Raw genomic sequence first — 26,179 nt, forward strand, 5'->3', positions numbered from 1 at the left:
CACTTAAAGATGGTGGAGCTATGCGGGATCGAACCGCAGACCTCCTGCGTGCAAGGCAGGCGCTCTCCCAGCTGAGCTATAGCCCCATCTTTGTATCTAGTCGATATTGGTGGGTCTGAGTGGACTCGAACCACCGACCTCCCGCTTATCAGGCGAGCGCTCTAACCAGCTGAGCTACAGACCCAATATCGTCTCTTTTACTTTCTAAACCTAATCAATCTGTGTGGACACTCATCGTGGTATCTTCGTATAAGGAGGTGATCCAGCCCCAGGTTCCCCTAGGGCTACCTTGTTACGACTTCACCCCAGTCATGAACCACAAAGTGGTGAGCGTCCTCCCCGAAAGGTTAAACTACCCACTTCTTTTGCAGCCCACTCCCATGGTGTGACGGGCGGTGTGTACAAGGCCCGGGAACGTATTCACCGTAGCATTCTGATCTACGATTACTAGCGATTCCGACTTCATGGAGTCGAGTTGCAGACTCCAATCCGGACTACGACGCACTTTTTGGGATTCGCTCACTATCGCTAGCTTGCTGCCCTCTGTATGCGCCATTGTAGCACGTGTGTAGCCCTACTCGTAAGGGCCATGATGACTTGACGTCGTCCCCACCTTCCTCCGGTTTATCACCGGCAGTCTCCCTGGAGTTCCCGACATTACTCGCTGGCAAACAAGGATAAGGGTTGCGCTCGTTGCGGGACTTAACCCAACATTTCACAACACGAGCTGACGACAGCCATGCAGCACCTGTCTCAGAGTTCCCGAAGGCACACCTGCGTCTCCGCTGGCTTCTCTGGATGTCAAGAGTAGGTAAGGTTCTTCGCGTTGCATCGAATTAAACCACATGCTCCACCGCTTGTGCGGGCCCCCGTCAATTCATTTGAGTTTTAATCTTGCGACCGTACTCCCAGGCGGTCTACTTAACGCGTTAGCTCCGAAAGCCACGGCTCAAGGCCACAACCTCCAAGTAGACATCGTTTACGGCGTGGACTACCAGGGTATCTAATCCTGTTTGCTCCCCACGCTTTCGCATCTGAGTGTCAGTGTCTGTCCAGGGGCCGCCTTCGCCACTGGTATTCCTTCAGATCTCTACGCATTTCACCGCTACACCTGAAATTCTACCCCCTCTACAGCACTCTAGTTCACCAGTTTCAAATGCAGTTCCGAGGTTGAGCCCCGGGCTTTCACATCTGACTTAATGAACCACCTGCATGCGCTTTACGCCCAGTAATTCCGATTAACGCTCGCACCCTCCGTATTACCGCGGCTGCTGGCACGGAGTTAGCCGGTGCTTCTTCTGTTGCTAACGTCAAGATGCGCAGCTATTAACTACACACCCTTCCTCACAACTGAAAGTACTTTACAACCCGAAGGCCTTCTTCATACACGCGGCATGGCTGCATCAGGCTTTCGCCCATTGTGCAATATTCCCCACTGCTGCCTCCCGTAGGAGTCTGGACCGTGTCTCAGTTCCAGTGTGGCTGATCATCCTCTCAGACCAGCTAGGGATCGTCGCCTTGGTGAGCCATTACCTCACCAACTAGCTAATCCCACCTAGGCATATCTTGACGCGAGAGGCCCGAAGGTCCCCTCTTTGGCCCGTAGGCATTATGCGGTATTAGCCATCGTTTCCAATGGTTATCCCCACATCAAGGCAATTTCCTAGGCATTACTCACCCGTCCGCCGCTCGACGCCCATTAACGCACCCGAAGGATTGTTAGTGTCGTTTCCGCTCGACTTGCATGTGTTAGGCCTGCCGCCAGCGTTCAATCTGAGCCATGATCAAACTCTTCAATTTAAGATTTTGTGACTCAACGAATACTGACTTCAAAACTAATATTTACCGAAGTAAACATGTAATTCTAAAGCTATTACCATTCCAACAGAATGGTAATGAATTGACTGTGCCGAATAACTACAAGTAGTTAAACGTATTGGTCACTCAGTTCATTGAAATCATTTTGTTACCGAAGTAACTGTTTTATCCAAAGGATAAAACGTTTTGATATTCATCAACGAGTGCCCACACAGATTGATAGGTTTAAATTGTTAAAGAGCTTTGCTTTCAGTGCCTTAGCACCTAATCAGGACGCGTATAATACGCTTTCCACTTTGAAAGTCAACATAAAATACTAAGAAAACTTAGAACTCTATGGTGACTTGTCTATTTAATAGACAAAGTCGAACTTTTGTCTTCACTTTTAAAAAAATGAAAATAAATTTGGAGCCTGGCGATGTCCTACTCTCACATGGGGAAGCCCCACACTACCATCGGCGCTATTGTGTTTCACTTCTGAGTTCGGCATGGAATCAGGTGGGTCCACAATGCTATGGTCGCCAAGCAAATTTTGCTTTTACTTTCAGTTTTTAAAACTGAAGGCAAAATAATCTGGAAAACTGATTTAAAAGTTATTTCTCTTCAAACTCATTCAAGCGTTTGGTATTTCTTTGAGTCCACAAAACCCCTTGGGTGTTGTATGGTTAAGCCTCACGGGCAATTAGTACAGGTTAGCTCAATGCCTCGCAGCACTTACACACCCTGCCTATCAACGTCGTAGTCTACGACAACCCTTTAGGACACTTATAGTGCCAGGGAAAACTCATCTCAAGGCTCGCTTCCCGCTTAGATGCTTTCAGCGGTTATCGATTCCGAACTTAGCTACCGGGCAATGCCATTGGCATGACAACCCGAACACCAGAGGTTCGTCCACTCCGGTCCTCTCGTACTAGGAGCAGCCCTTTCAATTTTCCAACGCCCACGGCAGATAGGGACCGAACTGTCTCACGACGTTCTAAACCCAGCTCGCGTACCACTTTAAATGGCGAACAGCCATACCCTTGGGACCGACTTCAGCCCCAGGATGTGATGAGCCGACATCGAGGTGCCAAACACCGCCGTCGATATGAACTCTTGGGCGGTATCAGCCTGTTATCCCCGGAGTACCTTTTATCCGTTGAGCGATGGCCCTTCCATTCAGAACCACCGGATCACTATGACCTGCTTTCGCACCTGCTCGAATTGTCATTCTCGCAGTCAAGCGGGCTTATGCCATTGCACTAACCACACGATGTCCAACCGTGTTTAGCCCACCTTCGTGCTCCTCCGTTACTCTTTGGGAGGAGACCGCCCCAGTCAAACTACCCACCAGGCACTGTCCGTAATCCCGATTCAGGGACCAACGTTAGAACATCAAAACTACAAGGGTGGTATTTCAAGGACGACTCCACCACATCTAGCGACGCGGTTTCATAGTCTCCCACCTATCCTACACATGTAGGTTCAATGTTCAGTGCCAAGCTGTAGTAAAGGTTCACGGGGTCTTTCCGTCTAGCCGCGGGTACACTGCATCTTCACAGCGATTTCAATTTCACTGAGTCTCGGGTGGAGACAGCGTGGCCATCATTACGCCATTCGTGCAGGTCGGAACTTACCCGACAAGGAATTTCGCTACCTTAGGACCGTTATAGTTACGGCCGCCGTTTACCGGGGCTTCGATCAAGAGCTTCGACCGAAGTCTAACCCCATCAATTAACCTTCCGGCACCGGGCAGGCGTCACACCGTATACGTCATCTTACGATTTTGCACAGTGCTGTGTTTTTAATAAACAGTTGCAGCCACCTGGTATCTGCGACTCTCGTCTGCTCCATCCGCAAGGGACTTCACTGATAAGAGCGTACCTTCTCCCGAAGTTACGGTACCATTTTGCCTAGTTCCTTCACCCGAGTTCTCTCAAGCGCCTTGGTATTCTCTACCCGACCACCTGTGTCGGTTTGGGGTACGATTCCTTACAATCTGAAGCTTAGAGGCTTTTCCTGGAAGCATGGCATCAATGACTTCACTACCGTAGTAGCTCGACATCGTATCTCAGCGTTAAGAAAGTCCGGATTTACCTAAACTTTCCGCCTACATACTTGAACCTGGACAACCGTCGCCAGGCCCACCTAGCCTTCTCCGTCCCCCCATCGCAATTGTAAGAAGTACGGGAATATTAACCCGTTTCCCATCGACTACGCCTTTCGGCCTCGCCTTAGAGTCGACTTACCCTGCCCCGATTAACGTTGGACAGGAACCCTTGGTCTTCCGGCGAGGGAGTTTTTCACTCCCTTTATCGTTACTCATGTCAGCATTCGCACTTCTGATACCTCCAGCAGCCCTTACAGACCACCTTCAACGGCTTACAGAACGCTCCCCTACCCCACATACCCTAAGGTACGTAGCCGCAGCTTCGGTGTATAGCTTAGCCCCGTTACATCTTCCGCGCAGGCCGACTCGACCAGTGAGCTATTACGCTTTCTTTAAATGATGGCTGCTTCTAAGCCAACATCCTGGCTGTCTGAGCCTTCCCACATCGTTTCCCACTTAGCTATACTTTGGGACCTTAGCTGGCGGTCTGGGTTGTTTCCCTCTCCACGACGGACGTTAGCACCCGCCGTGTGTCTCCCGGATAGTACTTACTGGTATTCGGAGTTTGCAAAGGGTTGGTAAGTCGGGATGACCCCCTAGCCTTAACAGTGCTCTACCCCCAGTAGTATTCGTCCGAGGCGCTACCTAAATAGCTTTCGGGGAGAACCAGCTATCTCCAGGTTTGATTGGCCTTTCACCCTAGCCACAAGTCATCCGCTAATTTTTCAACATTAGTCGGTTCGGTCCTCCAGTTGATGTTACTCAACCTTCAACCTGCCCATGGCTAGATCACCTGGTTTCGGGTCTAATCCTAGCAACTGTACGCCCAGTTAAGACTCGGTTTCCCTACGGCTCCCCAAACGGTTAACCTTGCTACTAAAATTAAGTCGCTGACCCATTATACAAAAGGTACGCAGTCACACCACGAAGGTGCTCCTACTGCTTGTACGTACACGGTTTCAGGTTCTATTTCACTCCCCTCACAGGGGTTCTTTTCGCCTTTCCCTCACGGTACTGGTTCACTATCGGTCAGTCAGTAGTATTTAGCCTTGGAGGATGGTCCCCCCATATTCAGACAGGATATCACGTGTCCCGCCCTACTCGTTTTCACTGATGATGAGATGTCGACTACGGGGCTATCACCCTTTACTGCGGCACTTTCCAGAGCCTTCGTCTGTCTCATTAAAAGCTTAAGGGCTAATCCAATTTCGCTCGCCGCTACTTTCGGAATCTCGGTTGATTTCTCTTCCTCGGGGTACTTAGATGTTTCAGTTCCCCGGTTTGCCTCCTGTTGCTATGTATTCACAACAGGATACTTACTTATGTAAGTGGGTTTCCCCATTCAGGAATCCCAGACTCAAAAGGTTATTACTACCTAATCTGGGCTTATCGCAAGTTATTACGCCTTTCATCGCCTCTGACTGCCAAGGCATCCACCGTGTACGCTTAGTCACTTAACCATACAACCCGAAAGGGTTTCTATTTGCTTTCACTTTAAAAAGTGAAGACAAATAAGCGTATGGCAACTAACCAAGGTTTTTGGTTGTCATCAAGAAGGGTTAATTCTTGATAACTGTTTGCCGGACTCAATTTACTTTTTGTTTCCACTTTTTAATAAAAAGTAGAATCAAAAAATGAACAATCATTTCTGATCATTCGAATACAAGACACTTGAATGTGTTTGTTGTGTTTATCTAATGAAAGATAAACATTGAGAACTTTTAAATTTGATTGAATTACTCGTAAGTAATCAATCAGTCAGCTTTCCAAATTGTTAAAGAGCTTGATTCAATAAATGAACCATTTTTAAAAACACTTAAATAAATGTGCTTAAAGATGGTATCCCGTAGGGGAGTCGAACCCCTGTTACCGCCGTGAAAGGGCGGTGTCCTAGGCCTCTAGACGAACGGGACATAGGTTACTCTTAACTGTTTAAACATATCAATCTGTGTGGACACTCATCGTGACTATCTTCGTATAAGGAGGTGATCCAGCCCCAGGTTCCCCTAGGGCTACCTTGTTACGACTTCACCCCAGTCATGAACCACAAAGTGGTGAGCGTCCTCCCCGAAAGGTTAAACTACCCACTTCTTTTGCAGCCCACTCCCATGGTGTGACGGGCGGTGTGTACAAGGCCCGGGAACGTATTCACCGTGACATTCTGATTCACGATTACTAGCGATTCCGACTTCATGGAGTCGAGTTGCAGACTCAATCCGGACTACGACGCACTTTTTGGGATTCGCTCACTATCGCTAGCTTGCTGCCCTCTGTATGCGCCATTGTAGCACGTGTGTAGCCCTACTCGTAAGGGCCATGATGACTTGACGTCGTCCCCACCTTCCTCCGGTTTATCACCGGCAGTCTCCCTGGAGTTCCCGACATTACTCGCTGGCAAACAAGGATAAGGGTTGCGCTCGTTGCGGGACTTAACCCAACATTTCACAACACGAGCTGACGACAGCCATGCAGCACCTGTCTCAGAGCTCCCGAAGGCACACCTGCGTCTCCGCTGGCTTCTCTGGATGTCAAGAGTAGGTAAGGTTCTTCGCGTTGCATCGAATTAAACCACATGCTCCACCGCTTGTGCGGGCCCCCGTCAATTCATTTGAGTTTTAATCTTGCGACCGTACTCCCCAGGCGGTCTACTTAACGCGTTAGCTCCGAAAGCCACGGCTCAAGGCCACAACCTCCAAGTAGACATCGTTTACGGCGTGGACTACCAGGGTATCTAATCCTGTTTGCTCCCCACGCTTTCGCATCTGAGTGTCAGTATCTGTCCAGGGGCCGCCTTCGCCACTGGTATTCCTTCAGATCTCTACGCATTTCACCGCTACACCTGAAATTCTACCCCCTCTACAGTACTCTAGTTCACCAGTTTCAAATGCAGTTCCGAGGTTGAGCCCCGGGCTTTCACATCTGACTTAATGAACCACCTGCATGCGCTTTACGCCCAGTAATTCCGATTAACGCTCGCACCCTCCGTATTACCGCGGCTGCTGGCACGGAGTTAGCCGGTGCTTCTTCTGTTGCTAACGTCAAGATGCGCAGCTATTAACTACACACCCTTCCTCACAACTGAAAGTACTTTACAACCCGAAGGCCTTCTTCATACACGCGGCATGGCTGCATCAGGCTTTCGCCCATTGTGCAATATTCCCCACTGCTGCCTCCCGTAGGAGTCTGGACCGTGTCTCAGTTCCAGTGTGGCTGATCATCCTCTCAGACCAGCTAGGGATCGTCGCCTTGGTGAGCCATTACCTCACCAACTAGCTAATCCCACCTAGGCATATCTTGACGCGAGAGGCCCGAAGGTCCCCCTCTTTGGCCCGTAGGCATCATGCGGTATTAGCCATCGTTTCCAATGGTTATCCCCACATCAAGGCAATTTCCTAGGCATTACTCACCCGTCCGCCGCTCGACGCCCATTAACGCACCCGAAGGATTGTTAGTGTCGTTTCCGCTCGACTTGCATGTGTTAGGCCTGCCGCCAGCGTTCAATCTGAGCCATGATCAAACTCTTCAATTTAAGATTTTGTCGGCTCAATGAATACTGACTTCAAAACTACAAAAAGTAATTCTAAAGCTATTATCTTTCCAACAGAAAGATAATGAATTGACTGTGCCAAATATCTTCTTTCTACAAGAGAAAGTAGTTATTCGTATTGGTCACTCAGTTCATTGAAACCAAAGTTGATTCCGAGGAATCTGTTTTACTTCTCTTAATAAAAAGGGAAGATAAAACGTTTTGATATTCATCAACGAGTGCCCACACAGATTGATAGGTTTAAATTGTTAAAGAGCTTCTCTTCGTTGTGATTTGCATCACTTCGGAAGAGGCGGCCATTCTAGCGATTTAATTCTCAGTGTCAAACACTTATTTGGAATTAATTTCTACTTTCTAAAAGTAGAAGCGAATCATCGCTTAAAGCTAGTTGCCTTACTAACATTCTTCGCTGAGGCCTTGTGGCGTCTGCCGTGTCAGTGAGGCGGCATTATAGAGATGCCGCTCATATTGGCAAGCAATAAATGCGTTTTTTATTGAAAAAAGAAGTTAAGAGAAGACATTTCGACCAAAGGCTTATTTATACCACTTTCACCCCAAGTTTCGAACAAATTACCCACAACAACCTGTGGATAACTACTCTCCACTATCAAAAAAGTAAGATAACCGAGCTCTAGGGTTTAGATACTCTCGAACTTGTTCAGGTAATTTACTTGGATGAACGGCATTAACGATTTTGATCTCTTTAATAAAGAGATCAATGATTGGGGCTTGGGTTCTTGGCACGCTAGGATCATAGATAAGTACATTTGGATAAAGCATATGTTTAGCGTTAACGGATATCACAATCCCAATCGAATCATTTGAAAGCTGTACTACGGTTCCTGGTGGGTAGACTCCCATGAACTTAACTAACAGCCCCAAGTTATCTTGGCTATATAGATGCTTGCAGCTCTTATATAAGTGGGACAGTGCCAAATACGGGATCATTTGTTGAGATTGCGTTTTCCCATGGCAAAGGTTATCAAATGCATTAGCCACAGCGACTATCTTGGCAAACTCATCAATCTCATCTTCTTTTAAGCCCTCAGGGTAACCAGAACCATCATTCATCTCATGGTGCTGAACAATCACCTTTTTAGCACTTTCAGGAAAATCATCAATTGCCGAGACAATATCCGCGCCATATTTAGTATGAAGCTTTAAGTAATTCTCTTCAGGTATTGTCAGAGCGCTCTGCTTTCTTAATATCGCAGCTGGTATTTTGATCTTGCCTATATCATGGAACATTGCCGCGAAAGAGAGGTCTCTCAATTGTTGTGTATTATAGCCTTTAGCTTTACCTATCATCAGCGCAACAACCGAAACATTCAATGTATGAAAGTAGAGATCTTCAAAATCCGCTTTAGCATTCATAAGGTGCAAGGTGATGTTATCATCACTCACTAGCGTTTCGACAATATCATCAACAAGAGCCTTAACCTCTCCCACTGCATCTAATGGCCTGTTACGGATCTTGGTCATCACAGAGCGCATTCGAGCAAGCGAACGTTCGAACTCTTTCTCACAATGGCTTACTCTTCGGCGGTAAGAACTTAGAGTTTCAATACGTTGATGCTTATCTTTCCACATTCTTTCCGTTTCAAGACTTGCCTGTAAATCAGCATCCAAGACTTGTTCATTCACGTGGTTAACTGGTAGAGGAGATGTATCGCTCTGATTTGGATTTATATAGACGTGCTTGATTCCAAGATGTCGAATTACTTGTACTTGAGCATCATCTTTGATTTTGAAACTGTTGAGTAGAAATGGGTGTTCATTCCATTTTACCGGGAGTCGTATGTGCAGACCAGGCTGAATGCGATCTACGGTTATCTTTATACTGCCCATTTTTATATATAATATTGATCAATAATTTCTATCTATAATTCTAATAAAACCAAGCAGCAATTTCACTATCCAATTTCACTGCTTCAACTTAAAGAGTCACAATGTACCATCCAGCGTATACCAAATTTATCTTCCACTTTACCAAACCGCGCTCCCCAAAAAGTATCCGCTAAAGGTGTCATAATACGACCACCTTGCTTTAACTTTTCAAAGATTTGCTCTTGAGTCGTCGTATCCTCAGTAACAAGGGAAAGTGCAAGATTGTTTCCTTCTAATTCTTTCGCTTTGACGCCATCTGACATCATAAGCTTCATACCGAATGCTTCAAACTCTGCGTGCATAACCCAATCAGGCTGAGCACCCTCTATTACCTGCGGTGCGTCACTAAATAGTTGTTTTGATAAAACTACACCACCAAAGCACTTGTGATAAAAGTCCAATGCTTCATTACAACGACCATCAAAAAATAAGTAAGGGGTTACTTTCAGCATATCTCTCTCCTTTATGACCTATCTTAAACATAGACAATAGATATGAGAATTAAAGGTAACATTCTGATTTAAGAAGATTAATTTATTGGCACATTAAATTACGAAGAGAAATGATGAAATTTAGGAATGAAACATCAAGATCTGACTGATTGGACAAGCATTCCTGCCATTACCACGAAGGTAACGTTTCCTATACCCCAGATACAACAAAGCCCCGACTTGAGTCGAGGCTTTGTCATTTAAATATGGTACCGGTAGGAGACTTGACTGGGCTTGCATCCAAGCCGACACGCTGGGTTAGGAATTCACAAACGCCCAAAACGACGAAAGGTCGCTATATAAGCGACCTTTCTATGTTTGGTACCGGTAGGCGGACTTGAACCGCCACGCCCGAAGGCAACGGATTTTGAATCCCTGATCGCTCCGCTAATTTCGTGTATAAACAATCATTTGAGATCATATTCATACTAGAAACCATGGTAACTTTCCGGCATCAAATGTACTGCTTAATAGCGCAAGCAAACACTCATAACACAATCTCGTTTGCCCGTAGTTCACCACGTAATTTCATCGACAAGTCATATCGAGAATCTCTGACCAACTAGCACCACGTCTAGGTTTAGAGCTAAATTTCCGACTATGTATGTAGCAATGGATACATTGCGGCAATTCCACCAGCGATTAGCGAAACTCTCCCACCGAGAATCTTCCAACACATTCAGCAGACAATGACGCTCTGGTAATCACTCATAGTCGTCGCGCTGCACTCCTATCATTAACAGGGTTTGAAATTGAATTCAGTTACACTCAAAATCTATCTAACAAAATAAAAATTAAGCAAGACCATTGACCATCGTAAACATCTCATTTCTACTTTCCTCTACTTTAAGAGAAAGTATTTCATCAATACGATTCAATCTTGCTTCTCTTTTCAGACCAAACAAATCCATTTTATCAAGCAAGTACATTGTAAGTGTGGTTAATACAGCGGTTAATACGGATGAAATTATAATCGACCATGGTTCGCCGATATTGATAGAATTGAGCCAGGTTTCAATACCAATGCTGGCAAAAATGCTGAGTGAACTGGCGGCGAGTTTCAGCAGTGCATCGCCTTTTTCTGCCATGGTTTTGTTGCTATCCATCAGCACTGGGCCGATTTGCATCAGGATTTTAACCCCTTCTTTTATCATCCGAACAATATTTTTGAATACACCAACAAAGCAATTGACTATGCCTTCCAATAACATGGAAATAAAATTTTTAATGAATGAGAACATGCCATCTTTCAGCGAAGTTCCAGCCTGAGCAAGAATATGTTTTTTCATTCTGTTCATACGAATGGACAGTGCAGATTTAAATGACTTGGCATTGACACCTTTTTCTATCCCCTGCACAAGACAATCTTTCAGCTCATAATACAAGGGTTTAATCATGAAGATAATGATGTCACCGAGTGATTGATTTGCCGCAGCACCCCCGGCATCTTTTGCCATTCGAGCTTGAACTTCGTTATTACTTTTAAGATTATTTATAACTTTCTGGTTAGTCTTTTTATCCATGGTTTTTTGGGCTTGCCCCATTTTTTCAACCATATTTTTTCTAACAACTAATTCTTCATCAGTTAAATCTCTAATCTTTTCTCCATTCTTGTTAAAAATGCAGTTGTTATTTATCTCTTTTTGTAAATCCGATTGAGACTTATCAGATTTACCAATTTCTTTACCGCGGTTACTTTCAAAGCTAGTCGCGACTAAATTCTCTTCAGAGTTAATGATATCTTTAATATCTGCATCTGTAAGTGCTTTATTTTTCTTGAGGTTATTACAGATTATCTTGCACGGAACAGCATGATCCAGTTCGGTTCTTTGATTCTGTTTATCAACCCCTTTCGCATGGGTGCCACTTTCATAAATTTCTTTGTTACCACCATAGCCATCAGTGGCAGTTTTCTCACCGTTGAAATGATTTTTATGAGCTTTACTCATTTTAGAGCCATCACGCATGTTCATTGCACTGGAATCATCGTGATAAACTAATTTCCCCTTGTTATATTCAGCTCTACTATCATGCTTCTTGATATATTCTTGTTCATTCAAATACTCGGTATAGCTATCGAGCATCGGAGCATGAACATTGGGGTTGTCATAACTGAATGATTTACACTCACTATACAATCGAGTCGCAGTTATCCCCTGTTTTGTTCCTACCTTAAAAGCCCGCATCGTTCCATCTAATAAACTTAAAAAGACAGGTTCCAAAATATGATCGAGCGAATCAATGTTGTCATCAAAAGATTTGAATAACGCTTGCACCTCTTCACGTGAAACAGACACATCCGCATTTTGAATGCGCTGAGAATACTCTTGAGACATATCGGCAAAAGCAAGGGTACCTCGGTCAACATCACCACCTAAGTGTCGATTGGTATCGACATTGTTGGGTACAGGACGTATATGCGAACTTTTTTCAAGTTGACGTAGTTTTGCTCTTCTTGCTTTTAGTTTGTGCAAATCATTCATAACAATCTCAACCTTAAGCCGCTAAACTGTTCCAAGCTTCAATGAACTCTTCTTCATGAGTGTTTTGCTCTTCATCAGCCCATATCACCATATGTACGATCTTATCAAAGATGACTATATGTTCAGAATTGTTGAAGTTGTTCTTTTCAATCATTTGCCACACAGTGTTGAGATTCGGTGGGTTGTTAAACCAAGCATCTAATCGCTGTAGTGTCGCTTTAGATAAAACGTTTTCTTTGCCCAGACCTGCAACGAGTTCGACAAGTTCTGCACGCTCGTCACCACAAATTTCGTGGTCAGCATTTGCTGCACAGATGCCTACTGCGAACGCCGTGAGCAAGAAGCTTTCTCTCACTTCAATATCACGTAAAATCACTGCCAGTTCATCACGTAACTTCTCGAGTGCGATAGCATTTTCTGCATCAGATTCTTGTTTGCCTTGCTGGTAAGCTTGTTGAAGATTTTTCTGCTGCTTATCTTTACTTCTCGAATCCAAAGCGGCACCTGCGGCTGCTCCAGCAACACCGGCTCCGGCAGCTACAGCTCCGGCCCCCGCTAACGAGCTAGCAAGTGTTGCTGCGCCTAAAATTGAACCGCCACCAGTAAAAGGCGCTGCTGCAATAGCACCTACACCAATCACCGCACCACCAATTACCTTTTTCCAAAATCCCATTGATAACCTCCAAAATAGAAATATTTGATAGCTGATATACCCGTTCAACTTGAAAGCGCGAAGTTCAATATCTGAAAGCTATTCATAATTCCTTCAAAATTGATAGTGGTATTTTTCGAGAAAGTATAAGAAAACCGTTGCAATGAACGTGATGTAACCCACAGATCAAAACTGCCAAAATCAATCGATTACAATTCAATCAGTTACCTCTTATATTCCGTTCTCACAGTAGTGAATTAAACGGATACCTATAAGCCTTACCATCACTCATTAGAGCACAGATAAGACAATACATACCGAGCCGCTAGATTAATTTCAGAACCAGTTATAGCAATAGGAACATTGCTGCAATTGTTCACCAGCATGAGTAGAACCATCACGGGCAATATCTCCACTACAGCAGCAGAGAATGGCAGCAATCGTTCCACTACATTGCTACTACCTGTTCTGAAATAGAAAGCCAGATCCCTTACGGAATAAGGCTTTCAGTCGTTGAGCACATACTAAGCAGCTAGTTTTTCAGTGTATTTCAGATTGTAGTCTTCCAACATCAATACTGCTTCATCAACCTCGTCAGGGTGAAACACCAAGGTCAGATCCACCATCGGATACTCACGAACAAACCAAGAAAGCAGTGGCAACATGCGACTCGTGATTGGCAACGCTGATTCAAGTAGCTTACGTCCTTTAGCATTGCTCAAGTCCTGAGTGCTGGTTAATTGAATGCCACCATCTGCCAATTTCTTCATCAAGCTTGGGTAATAACCACGTGGAGCTCGTTGTGGTACAGCAGGTAAGCCCCAACCACCTTGAGTGATAGCACGTAACATCTGCACCTTGAAGATGCCCTCTGAACCATGTTCTAGGTACTTAACGTTTGTACCCTTGAGGTAACGGCGAACCTTGTAGAAGTCCATCCAATTGTCCCAATCCTCCATCGTTTTTAAGCAGTTGTTTACACGCCACTCGTCGAAGTAAGTACGAGCATCTAAACCCTCATCAACGGTATTCCATGGAACGGTATCGAACGATAAATGCTCTACCATTTCACCGCTAACAGGGTGACGCACTTTCACCATACGAGGGTTTATAGGACAACGCTTGAAGTCCCATTCAAGGTTCAGCGTTTGCTCGGTGTGGATGCTAACCAAGTCCATTTCCTTTAACCACATATCACGAGCCGAAGCCAAATGACTGCGTTCAATCTTCTGTTTCGGATAGCGGTCTAGGAACAACTCAACCATCCAAGCATTTTCGTTAACACCTTTCGGTGGTTTAACACCCGCCTTAGCACATACTGGCTTGGTGTTACCTAGTTCAGTGGTTAATTGCCCACGAGTCTTCATCGAAATAATCTGCTTCGCATGGTGCTTGAGTTGCATCATGTCCTCGCCACTTACCTCTTTACAGATACGTTGAAAGCGTTTTGCCAATAGACCGTCTAGACAGTTCTCCAATTGCTCAGGCGTCGCATTAGTAAGAAATCCATCTGTCGTTGCGCTGACGATTTGAACCTTATTATCCATCGTGAGCTTTCGGATAATTTCCATCATAGTGGCACGAACAAACCCCGTAGCATGAGCAGCATAATGAGCATTGGTCACTGGTGAGTATGGGATCTTACTACTTAACCCTGATGAAACATCGAAGCCAGATTTTTCCCGAAGTCCCTGCCCAACCTTTCCGTAAAGGGTATTCCCAATCAACTTCCAAAGTTGGTCATACAGTTCATTGCCCTCTTTTTTATACTTAGAACGTTGCTTACGGATGATCCTAGTGAATGTCTTGAACTGAGATACCGAGCCTTGTTTCCAAGGGATCACCTGACCGTGAAGAATCTCAATTTCTACACCTGCATCATAAGCCAATTGCAACTCTGGTGCTGTCACGTAGGTTGACCCTTCTAATGGATAGTAGATACCACGTAAGTCAGTGCGACATGGTAATAGCCCCCACTTTGTGCCCTCTGGATGTTGAAAGCTTACATAAGCAAAACCCATGGTGTGACCTAGATAATCTTCAATGTTCTTCGACTCAAATGAGCTCAAGTAATCAGCTTCGAGAATATCGACCAATGCCGTAGTGTAAGCGCCCGATAAGTCGTAATCGTTATAGTCACCCTGCTCTGTTACCCCAAAGTACGCTCCGAAGTTTGCACCACCATAGAAGCAGTTCACGGCTAGTGCGTCGGTATACTCACGGCTCACCGTCTTAGCTATATTGATAGATTTACGAACCCCATTACTCTTAGCATGGTAATACTGACCCTGACGTTTCTCATACCCTAAGAACTCGTGCATTTCATTCGTACCACCGCACGTATGTTTGAACAATGACACAGCAAAATTACCAAGTGTTGAGGGCAACTGTTTCAACTCTAACCCTGTATCTTCCTGCATATCAACCAGTGCGAATTTCTGCATTTTCAAACCATACTTCAAGGCAATTTCCGCATCACGAACAGCATAGCGATCAAACAAGCTTTGATCATCGCAGTACAGATCATCCATACGAGAGATCATTCCGTCAGCTAAAGTCATTTTCGGAATACCCACTAGCTCACCAATATCATCAAGTGACGCTTTACTACTTAATAACATCGTATCAATGAAGCGCACCTTGGTTTCAAAGCTATTGTTCGATCCTGTATAGAACTTGGTGTTTTCAGTCTTGTATTTGCTACGACCAATAGATGCTAAATCAATACCATAAGAACCACGACCGGAAGTAATTGAACCTTGAACCGCTGTAAATGAATTCTTATGGTTTTTACTTTTAGCCCCGATACTCCAAAACTCTTCAAATGAGGCAATGTCAGCCCGTAAGAAGTGAGCATAAATAAAGGTATGCTCAGGCCACTCGTCGATAAATCCACGAGCTTTTGCTTTGATTAGCAACTCCTGAATGAACTTGTCGAAATTGACCTTGTAGCCCTTGGTGCTGTTAGCTAGTTGTTTGCGCTTTAGCATTTCCTCATCTTTCGTTAGTCCCTGATCGCGACACTGCTTAATCAGTTTCGCCATCTCAGTATGCTTCACGCCTTTAAAGAACTTATCACCGACCTGAACGCAATATGAATAGCAGAGAATGTCATTTTTCCCCGTCTCAGGGTTAAAGACCCACTCGGAATCAATAGCGATATGTACAGCTTTCCCCTTACCACGCATCGCAGCCCATGGTGCAGAACGTAGCCCCTCGAAATAGCGTTTCACCTGCTCATCGACGGTTTTCTTCGCTTCCTCACAGGTACGCAACTCTTGCTGAAATTTGGCGACTTGTTCATCCAGTATGAAGGAACGGTTGTTAGAGAATGTATTTACTAGGAAATCTTCAACTTCACGGTCTGTCTGACGCATAAGTTGATAGTTGTTCTTAGCTTCTTGCTCGAAAATGTTCATCTTTAATTACCCATTAGCTCGGTATAACAAAGACGAAGTACATCCATGACCGGACATACTTCGTCGGTTATCGGATATAAAAAGATTGGTATTAAATAGGTGCTCGGAGAGGAGACAATTTTAGAAAAAGACTTGCATGAAATGGGGCGCCCGAAGGACTGATGCACATGGCAGTGGCTTGCTAGACCGTATTACAGCAGTTTTTTACCCTATTTGAAGTTAACTTTTCGCGCCCATGATTTCACAAAACCAACAAGCTGCATGTAACCAACAGTATCGACACCTTTCTTAGTGACATCATTATTCATACAAATGCGTACATATTTCATCAAGTATGCCGACTCAGATAGAACACCGTAGTCTTCTTCATATTGCTCGATACTGTAAGCAAGGAGACCACCCATAGCTTTACGATTGCCACGAGGGCACTCTTTTCCCAAAGTTTCAATTATCTCGACTAAATCTTTCATCATTTTCGTATACCTCAAATCAATTAAAAAATGCCAGCCAAATCAGGCTGAATAAATTTTCCATGTTCGTAGCTCTCTAGTGCAGCATGTAACTTGCTCACTGCTAAATCACGCTTCTCAGCGGTAGATATCGGAATAAATGCCAAAATAGCATCATTCTCCCCACGGAAGATAAGTCCTTTATGATCCCTACCTTTATGGTTTTCTATAGACTCAAGAGCTGAACATTTAAGCTTGACTGCTCCCATATCTATCATTGGATCATTTAATGACGCTTCTAAGATTACCTGATTACACGCCTCGACATCAGATAATAGCTGCCCGTCTTTATTCTTATCCAGTTGTGTAAAGCTTAACGTGCGCCCTTGCTTATTCACCAACACATGTGATGTTTCACACTGAAGAATGCCCGCAATTAACTTGATCGCTATCGATTGATTGTCGGGTGTTAATACCTTACCTTTCTGCACCATATTTTTCTTCATGACCCTACTCCTTTTCTTTTTTTATAGGACACGGAAATCATTACATACTCAAAATAAAATATAAATAGAACAAACAAATACCGGATATAAAACCACCAACAGGCTGCTTGGGTTTATAATCTATATATTCAGATCAGTGAATTATCGATAGTTTTTTCTCACTAAATTCATTTCATGGCTTGAAGAAGCCACAAAACACCCGCGGTTACAGCAATGTAAAAAAATCGCTAACAAATGTCGCAAAATAAAAATCTACGACTAAGACTCTTCGTAGCATTTCGTAAAAAAGGAATGGCTTGTTAATATTGATTTGAGTCAAAAATGGTTCAATTTCAGCCCTTGTTATAGCTATGGTGACATCACCGTTATTTACAATAAGTAATGCAGCATGGTTCAGATCTGTCATCACCAGAATGACATCAATAGACGAACATCAGCAATACATACCGTATTGCATTATTAGAACTGAAATTGATCTCCGTACCCTTTACAGCACAAGGCTTTCACGACAAACCTAACTTACGAAAAAAAGTAGGGACTTATCATCCCTACTCTTTCTTAATCGGCTTTACCGAATATCGCACCACAAATTCCGCCAGCAACAGCACCTATGGGAACTGAAAGCGGATGAGGTACACGGCTGGCAATTAATAATCCAATTGCCATGCCTTTCTTGGCACCAGACATACTTAACTCGATTTCATATTTCACGGAACTATCACGGTCTGGGTAGTAAACCGATACCGCATTTGAGGGTTTATTAAATTTCATAGATTTCTCCTGTTACTTAGTGGTGCGAGTAGGTGTTGGAATACAGAGCCGCAACCATGCTCAGGCATCCCAGATTGACGTTGTTAAGTAGTTATTCAGCGATATTGCTGACGTGAGGGTTAATACAAGCGGTGTGAGGTATGCTCGGAATGAGGTGTTTCAGCGACGAGGGATGTCACGATGCAATCTGGTGATCCAGATTTTTACTGTTCGACTGAAATCAACAAGATGATTCACCAGTAGTAATAGTGATGAAAATGCTCTAAGTGGCGTTTGGGACGATAGATAACGTGAATGGTACGAGGTTTACCGAATAAGATAAGTTTCAAAATACTCAGTTTTCGACGCCAAATCGTAAACTATTAACTAAGTGCGCTCTTGGCGCTGTAATAGAAACAGATGAATATGGAAAAACTCAGGATAAATCGAGCTCCAAACCCACTCTCCATACTCGCCCTAAAGGAAACACCGCACTCACTCCCATTGCTTGTTGAAGCAATGGGAGTCACTAATATCAAAAACTCGGTACAAACTAACCAAACTGGTTAGAATTAAAATCCACTCCTTGGTTTAAAACACCATTTCTCAAGCTCCATTGAACTGCTCCCCTCTGAATCCCGACTGCAACGTTTAAGTAAAACGTTGTAGAACGTTACCCAAACGAAAAAGGCTTCCCATCACACCATGACGAACATGGGGCAATGGGAAGCCTTGATTTCACTAGGAAGTGACTGGCGAATTTTATGGTGCATACATGGTGCTTTCAACTTAATTGGTTAGTGATGGACTAATCCACCGTGACTTGTATCTCATCGAATACTTCCATATGTAGGTACGTCATAAAGTTCAACTCCCACATCTGGTAGAAGTCTATAACCCTCGTGTCATTAATCGGTTGAGGTGGCATGTAAAGAAATGCCGCTTCTTCATTGGTAAAATCAAAATCGACTTCTTTAGCAAGTTCAGAATATGGATACCCTACATAGCTAAAGTCAGTGATATAGCTAAAACTCCATTGACCATCTTCTTGCTCGATACGGATTTCAACCGGATGCCAGCCCCCTGATTCTGCGCTGTAACTCGTATCGCGAAAGTTAAAGGTTAAAGCTCGGGTTGATGCTGTTGGTAGGTCATGTTGATTGGCGATTTGTTCTAGCTTACTTCTTAAGTCCTTGCTTACTGATAGCAGTAATCGCTTAGCATCAAATACTAAGTTCATAATAAATTCTCTTTTAAATTGTTAGGGAAGCACTCTTGGTTAGTGCTAAGTATGAAAAGCCAGAGTTGGCTTGATTGGTAAGGATTAATGCTTTTTCAAGGTTATTCAGGCTTAATCTTGTCACCCACTAGAGATAGGATTTCGTCTCGACGTTGCTCGTAGTCTGTCGCGAGAACGTGGAGAAACACCGATTTCTCCGTTGGAATGATAAGATCTAACCCACGGCAACAAGCCGCCAAGAAACCAGCATTATTTGCACTACCACCTTTGAACACTGTCTTGAATACAGTGCTCTTAAATGGCTTGTCTGTTTGCTCATTTAGTACAGCAAATATATCTTCAAGGGCAATCCATTCCTTAGAGTGAAGACCACCTCCCTCATTACCAGAAAGACGGATATACAGCGCTTTTAGATCATAATGTTCCGAAACCTCATAGAACACATGGTTCTCTGTTTTCGGGCTTAGCTTTTTCGCTTTACCATCGAGTACGATATTAGTGAAATGATCGGCTGGCTTATCGTCAATAACCGTGACTTGTTCATTAACCTCTGCGATCTCAGGTTGAACCGTTTCTTGTCGTTGGTTTGTTTTACGTGCCATAGGACACCTCCTTTAAGATGGAATTATTCAGGTTTAACTTGGTTTTAAGATTCAGCTTGCTCAGCGAGCTTGGCGACAGGGAATGTTGGACTGTTTATTGGAGCGCAACAGTACACACCACCACCCTCCATCGTGACTATGGCGACCGCCAGTAACCAAGGACAGCTATCATCGTTTAACAGCAGAACCCATTCAGGATAGTTAGATACAAAGCGTAAAAAGTGCTGATCTTCTTCGGCTTGTTCGCCCAACGTTTCGTCACTATCGGACTCCTCAATCAAGTACAAGGTTGTACTGACCTCATCCCAAAATGCTTTTGCACTTTCTTCATCACCGAATGGCTCGATTAAATGCTCTAGCAATTTCGCTTTCACATCATCAGGCATTGGCAGTGATGCCACTTCTTCAAACTTGTTTACGATTTTCATAATTAATTTTCCCCTAATAACGAAAAAGCCCCTGTTTAGCGATTAACTAAACAGGGGGCTTTTCTAATGTATTAATTTAACTAACGTTGTACTTATCCAACTGACATATGACCACTCACCATGTCAGACAGATGTGAGCCAATTTCACGCCTACGTCCTACTGTAAGCTTGGAGTAGCGCCTTGTTGATGAAAGGTCCGCATGATTTAACTGTTTAGCTATGTCATGCAACGGAACACCCCGACTGGCTAACAAACTACCGACGGTATGCCTAGCTGAGTGAAGCGTTATATTCGCTTTATCTCCTGGTATATCGGGCAGTCCCATCTTCTCCTTGATCACTCTCAATGCATGCCTAGCAGGACTGATAGGTTTACCCTTACGACGCCCAGCAAAGATATAGGGACTATTCGACACCTTGGGTATCGACCGTAAAATTTCGACCATGTAATCACTCAGATAGATAACATGGCTACTACCGTTTTTCGTATGTGGAATAGTAAGAGCTTGCTCATCCCAATTGATGTCACTCCATAAGCGAAATCTCAGTTCTTTATCACGCAGTCCAGTTAGAAACAGCAGAGCGAGAAAAGCACCTGTGTGTCTATCTGGATACTCCAAGGCATGACGAACGAAGTCCTTTAATTGAACTTCCGACAAATACCCCGTGCGCACGTTATCTTCTTTCATCAAGCTAACTTTATCCGCTACTAATGGCGCATCCATCAACTTGTAAGCTTGGCGGTTAATTGTTTTCAGCAATGCCAAAACACGGTTGATCGACGCTACAGCATAAGGCTTGCCTGTAGTCTTGCTAATAGCGCCCTGCATTTCCATTTGGGTCTTGATGATATGTGCCGCTGTCAAATCATGAATGGAAACGTGATGGATTGATTTAGCATGGCGAAACCTTGCAACTTCATCTTTCCAAGATCGTTTCTGCTTGGCTAACGGTAAATACACCTCATTGAAGAATCGCTCTAGGGTCATAGAAGAATCAACCCTTTCAGTATCACGCTCAATCTTCGGATCAATACCCTCAAGGATTTGCTGGCGATACTCTTTAGCTATTTTCCGCAAGGTCAGAATGTCGGTTTCGGGATGCTTACCTAAACCAATGGATGCCTTCTTACCCGTTACGGGACTGGTATAGCGGAGTAAGAATCGTTTGTTACCAGACTTACCGACTAAGCAGCGAACACCAGTAGGCAAACCGCTATCTTTCATAGCTGACAAGTTAACTTCGTAATCGGTGGATTTAGCGTTGGCAGGGTTGGGCTTGAGATTGTTTAGAAATGCAGTGGTGAGTCGTTGTGTACTCATTCAAACCTCCATTAACTAGATATTCAATTAGTTAATATGTGTTTGAATGGTCGCTTATTACGGGGAGTTAGTTTAGGTGAGGTAGGATAGAAACATTATCCGAAAGGGCTTGGTGATAAATTTCGCAGACTGATAGTAGCAATGGATACATTGCTGTAATTTCATTTAGCTTACCGCTAACCATCAAGGATGAGACTCCATCAGAGAATCACCACACAGTATCAATCCGGATAATCTCAGGCAGTAATGACGTATCACTCCTACCATAATCAGGGTTTGAAATTTAGTAAGACACCCCGAATCCAATTACGGATTCGGGGGTTGTTTATTTATTAATACTTACTGGATAATTACCACTCACTTTCGTCAGTGATATCTTCCCAAGTAATACCGTTATCAGTACTTAGTTCTTTAGTCCAAGTAAAGTCAGGGAATGTAGTTGTACGAGTAATTGTATTATGTAAAACAAAGTCACCGTATTCACCAGCATCTTCATCCCAAAGTTCAATTAGTTGTTTACCCAAGTGAACTTTGTTCTGACCATCGATGTAAGTTTTTTCCATCATGGTAGTATCAGCATTACCGTCAATTACAGTTGTTTCAAAGTCTTCTTTAACTAAGCCCTTAACTAGTTCAACGAACACTGGAATATCAAATGAATCTTGATTTTTAAGGATATTGAAGTATTCATCAAAACCTTGAAGATTCAATTGATTGTAACCGTAGCGGTATTGGTTATGAGAATCCCAAGAACCTGGGTAATCAAAACGCAAGATATCTACTGAACGGAATACTGTTGCATTGATGTCATACCCGTCTTTAATGTTACATTCTTCAAAAGTATCTACATCTTTATCCATAAGGTTGTAAACTTTGTATTCACGTTTTTGACCGTCAGCAAAGTCTTCCCAAACAACTAAAGATTCAGTAACTTCACAGTGGTTACCACCATCATCAAATACGTTGTAACGTGCAATTGTTTCAATTACATAGTTACGATCAATATTGAAGTCGGTACGGTGATCTGTACGATTGTCTACACGAATTAGAGTTTCTAGGTCATCTTCAAGAATCAGACTTGAGAAATCCCAATGCTCATATTCAGCTTCAACATATGTGTAAATATTACGTACTTTATTCCAAGTGATTGTTGAATCGTCGTCTTCAGAATAAGTGTACGAAATTGATACATCTACATTTGAAGGGTAGTTAGCTTGTTCTTTAACAGTTTCAGCATAACCTTTTTGAAGACCTTTCACCATGCGAGTAGCCTTTTCAACTAACTCATAATCGCCACGACTAACGTAATCAGAATAAATATCTGCTTCGCTGATGTTGTAGTGAGTTGAGGTTAGTTCTAGTTGACTGTCTAGAATATTACTAGCTGTCTCGATTGAAGATTGATCGGCTAGAATATCGTCACAGTGCATACCTTTTGAAGATTCAGCATACTCTTTGTTTGATTCAATGCTGTTCCAAAGCATTGAAGTTAGTGGAGATACGTGACGGTTTTCTAGTTCAGCTAGAGGATCATATGATGGTGGAATTACCATTTCATATGCTTCTTCAACTTCACATGATTCAGTAACATTACCATCTTCATCAGTAACTTCTTCACAGATTTTGTTTTCTGGAATAGTAACGATTGCAGGTACTACCGACGCACATTCAGCTTGGTAAGAAGTTAACTCCAGCGTGTATTCACCATCTTTAGTAGAACGTGAATGTGGTTCACCCTCATCGTATACACCGTTGTTATTGATATCGATGAAAACTTTAGCACCTGCAACATAACCCTCTAAATTAAGACTGTCACGGCTGTAAAACACTACATCATCTACACCACTAATTACTTTACCTGACATTGTTTTTGCTACAACATCTGGACGATTATCATTCCCTGATGAGCTGTCAGACCCACCGCCACAAGCACTCAAAGTCGTAGTTATCAACACAACTAGAAATGAATTCAGAACTTTCATTTTTTCTTCCAATTATAGAGTTATAGCTATACTCATCCACAAACAGCTACCGTTTTATAAACGCTAATCCACAAAATACTTCGTTATTACTAAAACACTAAAGTGAGCCGCACCTTTAGATGCACCCCCATTAATCTTGCGAGAAAATAGCCTAGAAACATCGACCAGAATGTGAACCAAGGCAACCATTAAGCAATTGAATAACAAAAGTTATTTAATGGAAACTGCAGTAATTAGAATTGACAACCCTTTGTTTTTTCATACGAATGAAACTAGCAATAACTGAGGGTTACGTAATTACACACTATATCCCTATAAGAAAATTCATAGCACCGTAAAGTCACCATGGTCGTACCATGGTTCTTACACCCCACAGCCCTTGCCAATACTGGCTTGCGACTTAGCAGTAACCGGAGTTTGTTGGATTTACTAGGATTCCCTTGAGCACAGAATCGACATGCGATGAACCATAGATGGACCATGGGAGAAAATTCAAGGCTGATAAAGTGAGTCTATTGAGGGAGAAAAGTGTAGATAACAGAAAAGGAAAGTCGAGGTAAGCTTTTGATTAGCCCAGATACAACAAAGCCCCGACTTGAGTCGAGGCTTTGTCATTTAAATATGGTACCGGTAGGCGGACTTGAACCGCCACGCCCGAAGGCAACGGATTTTGAATCCGTCGTGTATACCAATTTCACCATACCGGCATTATCTTAGGGCATTGCCCTTTCGATGTCTGGCATTATACGTATGCGAACTGATGTGGCAAGTATAAAAACTTGAATTCATGTGTGTTTGCCGATAATTTCGCCACTAAGTCACAAGCTGTGCGTCATGTCTCTTTTCACGCCAAGCCTTAGACTATATTCTGACGCCTAAATTTTTGAAGAAGTAATAACACCATGACATCAACAAATACAATGCCACCAGCAGGAGTCATGCGCCGATTTGGTGCCTTGTTCTACGACGCCCTTATCGTAATCGCTATTGAAATGTTGGCTGCTGGCGTCATTGTCGCTCTACTGCACGCGCTCATGGCTCTCGGCATTTTTAACCATAGCGGTTATGCCGATGTTAGTGACTTCTTAACCAACCACCCTATCTGGAGCCCTGCATACACTTTCTACTTAGTCGTAGTTTGGGTGTACTTCTTTGTGTTCTTCTGGACTAGAGCTGGTCAAACTCTCGGTATGAGAGCTTGGAAGCTGCGCGTTCAAAACAAAGATGGCTCAGCTATCACAGTAACTCAGGCACTTATTCGCTTAGGTACTTCAGGTTTTGGATTGGCGAACCTATGTGTTCCATTCGATCCTGAAAAACGTGGCTTTCACGACATCTGGGCGAAGACTGAAGTAGTCGTGCTACCACAAGCACGATAACGTTATTAATCTCGCTACAATCAAGATCAAAAAAGGAAGGCGTCATGCCTCCCTTTTTTCTATTTACAGTTTCCGCCTCAAGAGCATTATAGCAATTCCGAGGAATACCACGCTCGGGGCTAACGCACCAAAGGCCGGTGGTATTTGATAAACCAAACTCACTGGACCAAAGAACTCACTGGATATATAGAAGGTGAAACCCGCAATAACCCCCGAAAGAATCCTTGCCCCCATAGTCACACTTCGTAATGGACCAAAGATAAACGACAATGCCATTAACATCATGACCGCTATCGAGATAGGCTGAGTTATCTTTCTCCATAAAGCGAGTTCATAGCGTGATGCATCTTGCTCCGACGCCTTAAGATAAGAAACATAATCGTACAAGCCACTTAAAGACAGCTCTTCAGGCTTAACCGTTACAATGGCAAGCTTATCTGGGGCGAGTGATGTCTTCCATGAGTATGTCGGTAGGCTTTCTTTAGTAATTTGAATCTCATTTTCGAACGACGTGATCTCGACATCGTTCATTGTCCAAACGTTGTCTCCAACGTAATCGACCTCTTCAGAGTATATCGCCGTCTTAAGTGCCTTATTCTCATCAAAGCGCCACATGTTCAAACCATATAGCTTTTCATCGTCAATTTTAACAACGAATATAAAGTCATTGGCATCACGCGCCCATACCCCACTTTGGGTAGAGATAATATTACCACCAGCAATTGATATGGTTCTTAGGTCACGAGCCATCTTCTGTGCTTGAGGCGCACCCCATTGACCAAGAAGAGTCACGACGATCATTAATGGAATTGCGGTTTTGAGTACCGATAGGCCAATATCTAACTTAGAGAAACCCGCAGCCTGCATCACCACCAGCTCAGAACTCGCAGCAAGCATACCCAGCCCAATCAATGCGCCAAGTAATGCGGCCATTGGAAAGAACATTTCGATATCACGAGGAACACTCAATAGTACGAAGTACAGCGCTTGCAATAGATCATAGGTACCACGACCAACCTTTCTCAGCTGCTCTACGTACTTGATAATCCCAGAGAGACCAACAAACGTCACCAATACCAGTGACGTCGTTGCGATGATGGTTCTGCCTATATATAAATCGAGAATCTTAAACACG

General features: G+C 43.6%; 15 protein-coding genes, 4 tRNA genes and 4 rRNA genes. 1 reads left to right on the forward strand and 22 read right to left on the reverse strand.

Features of this window, described 5'->3' with window-relative positions; genetic code table 11:
* Positions 1–10 precede the first annotated feature (10 nt).
* The 21 genes from ITG09_14085 to ITG09_14185 all read right to left on the reverse strand — a co-directional run bounded on the left by ITG09_14085 (position 11) and on the right by ITG09_14185 (position 24,372).
* Positions 11–86: transfer RNA gene (locus tag ITG09_14085), tRNA-Ala, on the reverse strand.
* A 21-nt stretch (positions 87–107) separates the two neighbouring features.
* Positions 108–184, reverse strand: a tRNA-Ile gene (locus tag ITG09_14090).
* Between the two features lie 66 nt (positions 185–250).
* Positions 251–1,800 (reverse strand): 16S ribosomal RNA (locus tag ITG09_14095).
* A 428-nt stretch (positions 1,801–2,228) separates the two neighbouring features.
* Positions 2,229–2,344: ribosomal RNA gene (gene rrf, locus ITG09_14100) — 5S ribosomal RNA — on the reverse strand.
* Positions 2,345–2,479: 135 nt separating this feature from the next.
* Positions 2,480–5,367 (reverse strand): 23S ribosomal RNA (locus tag ITG09_14105).
* 377 nt (positions 5,368–5,744) lie between these two features.
* Positions 5,745–5,820 (reverse strand) — tRNA-Glu (locus ITG09_14110).
* Positions 5,821–5,885: 65 nt separating this feature from the next.
* Positions 5,886–7,436: ribosomal RNA gene (locus ITG09_14115) — 16S ribosomal RNA — on the reverse strand.
* The 16S, 23S and 5S rRNA genes sit together here with 3 tRNA genes alongside, the layout of an rRNA operon.
* A 612-nt stretch (positions 7,437–8,048) precedes the next feature.
* Positions 8,049–9,302: an HD-GYP domain-containing protein gene (locus tag ITG09_14120; GenBank protein UPR51787.1), complete on the reverse strand. Its 1,254-nt coding sequence runs from the start codon at positions 9,300–9,302 to the stop codon at positions 8,049–8,051.
* An 83-nt stretch (positions 9,303–9,385) separates the two neighbouring features.
* Positions 9,386–9,793: a VOC family protein gene (locus ITG09_14125; protein UPR51788.1), complete on the reverse strand. Its 408-nt coding sequence runs from the start codon at positions 9,791–9,793 to the stop codon at positions 9,386–9,388.
* Between the two features lie 833 nt (positions 9,794–10,626).
* Entirely contained in the window at positions 10,627–12,315 is a 1,689-nt protein-coding gene (locus tag ITG09_14130) for a hypothetical protein (GenBank protein ID UPR51789.1), read from the reverse strand.
* Positions 12,316–12,328: 13 nt separating this feature from the next.
* The gene (locus tag ITG09_14135; GenBank protein ID UPR51790.1) at positions 12,329–12,988 is read right to left on the reverse strand and encodes a hypothetical protein; all 660 of its coding nucleotides are present in this window, start codon (positions 12,986–12,988) and stop codon (positions 12,329–12,331) included.
* Between the two features lie 503 nt (positions 12,989–13,491).
* Positions 13,492–16,386: a hypothetical protein gene (locus ITG09_14140; protein ID UPR51791.1), complete on the reverse strand. Its 2,895-nt coding sequence runs from the start codon at positions 16,384–16,386 to the stop codon at positions 13,492–13,494.
* A 209-nt stretch (positions 16,387–16,595) separates the two neighbouring features.
* The gene (locus tag ITG09_14145; GenBank protein ID UPR51792.1) at positions 16,596–16,859 is read right to left on the reverse strand and encodes a hypothetical protein; all 264 of its coding nucleotides are present in this window, start codon (positions 16,857–16,859) and stop codon (positions 16,596–16,598) included.
* A 20-nt stretch (positions 16,860–16,879) separates the two neighbouring features.
* Positions 16,880–17,341 carry a hypothetical protein gene (locus ITG09_14150; protein ID UPR51793.1) on the reverse strand — a complete coding sequence of 154 codons (462 nt, stop codon included), beginning with the start codon at positions 17,339–17,341 and terminating at the stop codon, positions 16,880–16,882.
* 558 nt (positions 17,342–17,899) lie between these two features.
* A complete protein-coding gene (locus tag ITG09_14155) occupies positions 17,900–18,112 on the reverse strand; it encodes a hypothetical protein (GenBank protein UPR51794.1) in 213 nt (70 codons plus the stop codon).
* Positions 18,113–18,899: 787 nt separating this feature from the next.
* Complete coding sequence (locus ITG09_14160) at positions 18,900–19,331, reverse strand: DUF2787 domain-containing protein (protein UPR51795.1); 432 nt, start codon at positions 19,329–19,331, stop codon at positions 18,900–18,902.
* Positions 19,332–19,432: 101 nt separating this feature from the next.
* On the reverse strand, positions 19,433–19,933 hold the full coding sequence (locus tag ITG09_14165) for a hypothetical protein (protein ID UPR51796.1): 501 nt from the start codon (positions 19,931–19,933) through the stop codon (positions 19,433–19,435).
* Positions 19,934–19,977: 44 nt separating this feature from the next.
* Positions 19,978–20,361, reverse strand: a complete 384-nt coding sequence (locus tag ITG09_14170; GenBank protein UPR51797.1) for a hypothetical protein — start codon at positions 20,359–20,361, stop codon at positions 19,978–19,980.
* 92 nt (positions 20,362–20,453) lie between these two features.
* Positions 20,454–21,683, reverse strand: coding sequence for a tyrosine-type recombinase/integrase (locus tag ITG09_14175; protein UPR51798.1), 1,230 nt, complete (start codon positions 21,681–21,683; stop codon positions 20,454–20,456).
* 350 nt (positions 21,684–22,033) lie between these two features.
* A complete protein-coding gene (locus ITG09_14180; GenBank protein UPR51799.1) occupies positions 22,034–23,665 on the reverse strand; it encodes a hypothetical protein in 1,632 nt (543 codons plus the stop codon).
* A gap of 622 nt (positions 23,666–24,287) precedes the next feature.
* Positions 24,288–24,372, reverse strand: a tRNA-Leu gene (locus ITG09_14185).
* 195 nt (positions 24,373–24,567) lie between these two features.
* On the opposite strand from ITG09_14185, the gene ITG09_14190 reads away from it, so the two are divergent.
* Entirely contained in the window at positions 24,568–25,044 is a 477-nt protein-coding gene (locus ITG09_14190) for an RDD family protein (GenBank protein UPR51800.1), read from the forward strand.
* A 63-nt stretch (positions 25,045–25,107) separates the two neighbouring features.
* Here the strand turns inward: ITG09_14190 and lptG are convergent, their stop codons facing one another.
* Positions 25,108–26,178 (reverse strand): LPS export ABC transporter permease LptG, encoded by a 1,071-nt coding sequence (lptG, locus tag ITG09_14195; protein UPR51801.1) that lies wholly within the window; start codon positions 26,176–26,178, stop codon positions 25,108–25,110.
* Position 26,179: the final 1 nt, after the last annotated feature.

This window comes from Vibrio cyclitrophicus, from assembly GCA_023206055.1.
Classification (GTDB): Bacteria; Pseudomonadota; Gammaproteobacteria; order Enterobacterales; family Vibrionaceae; genus Vibrio; species Vibrio cyclitrophicus_A.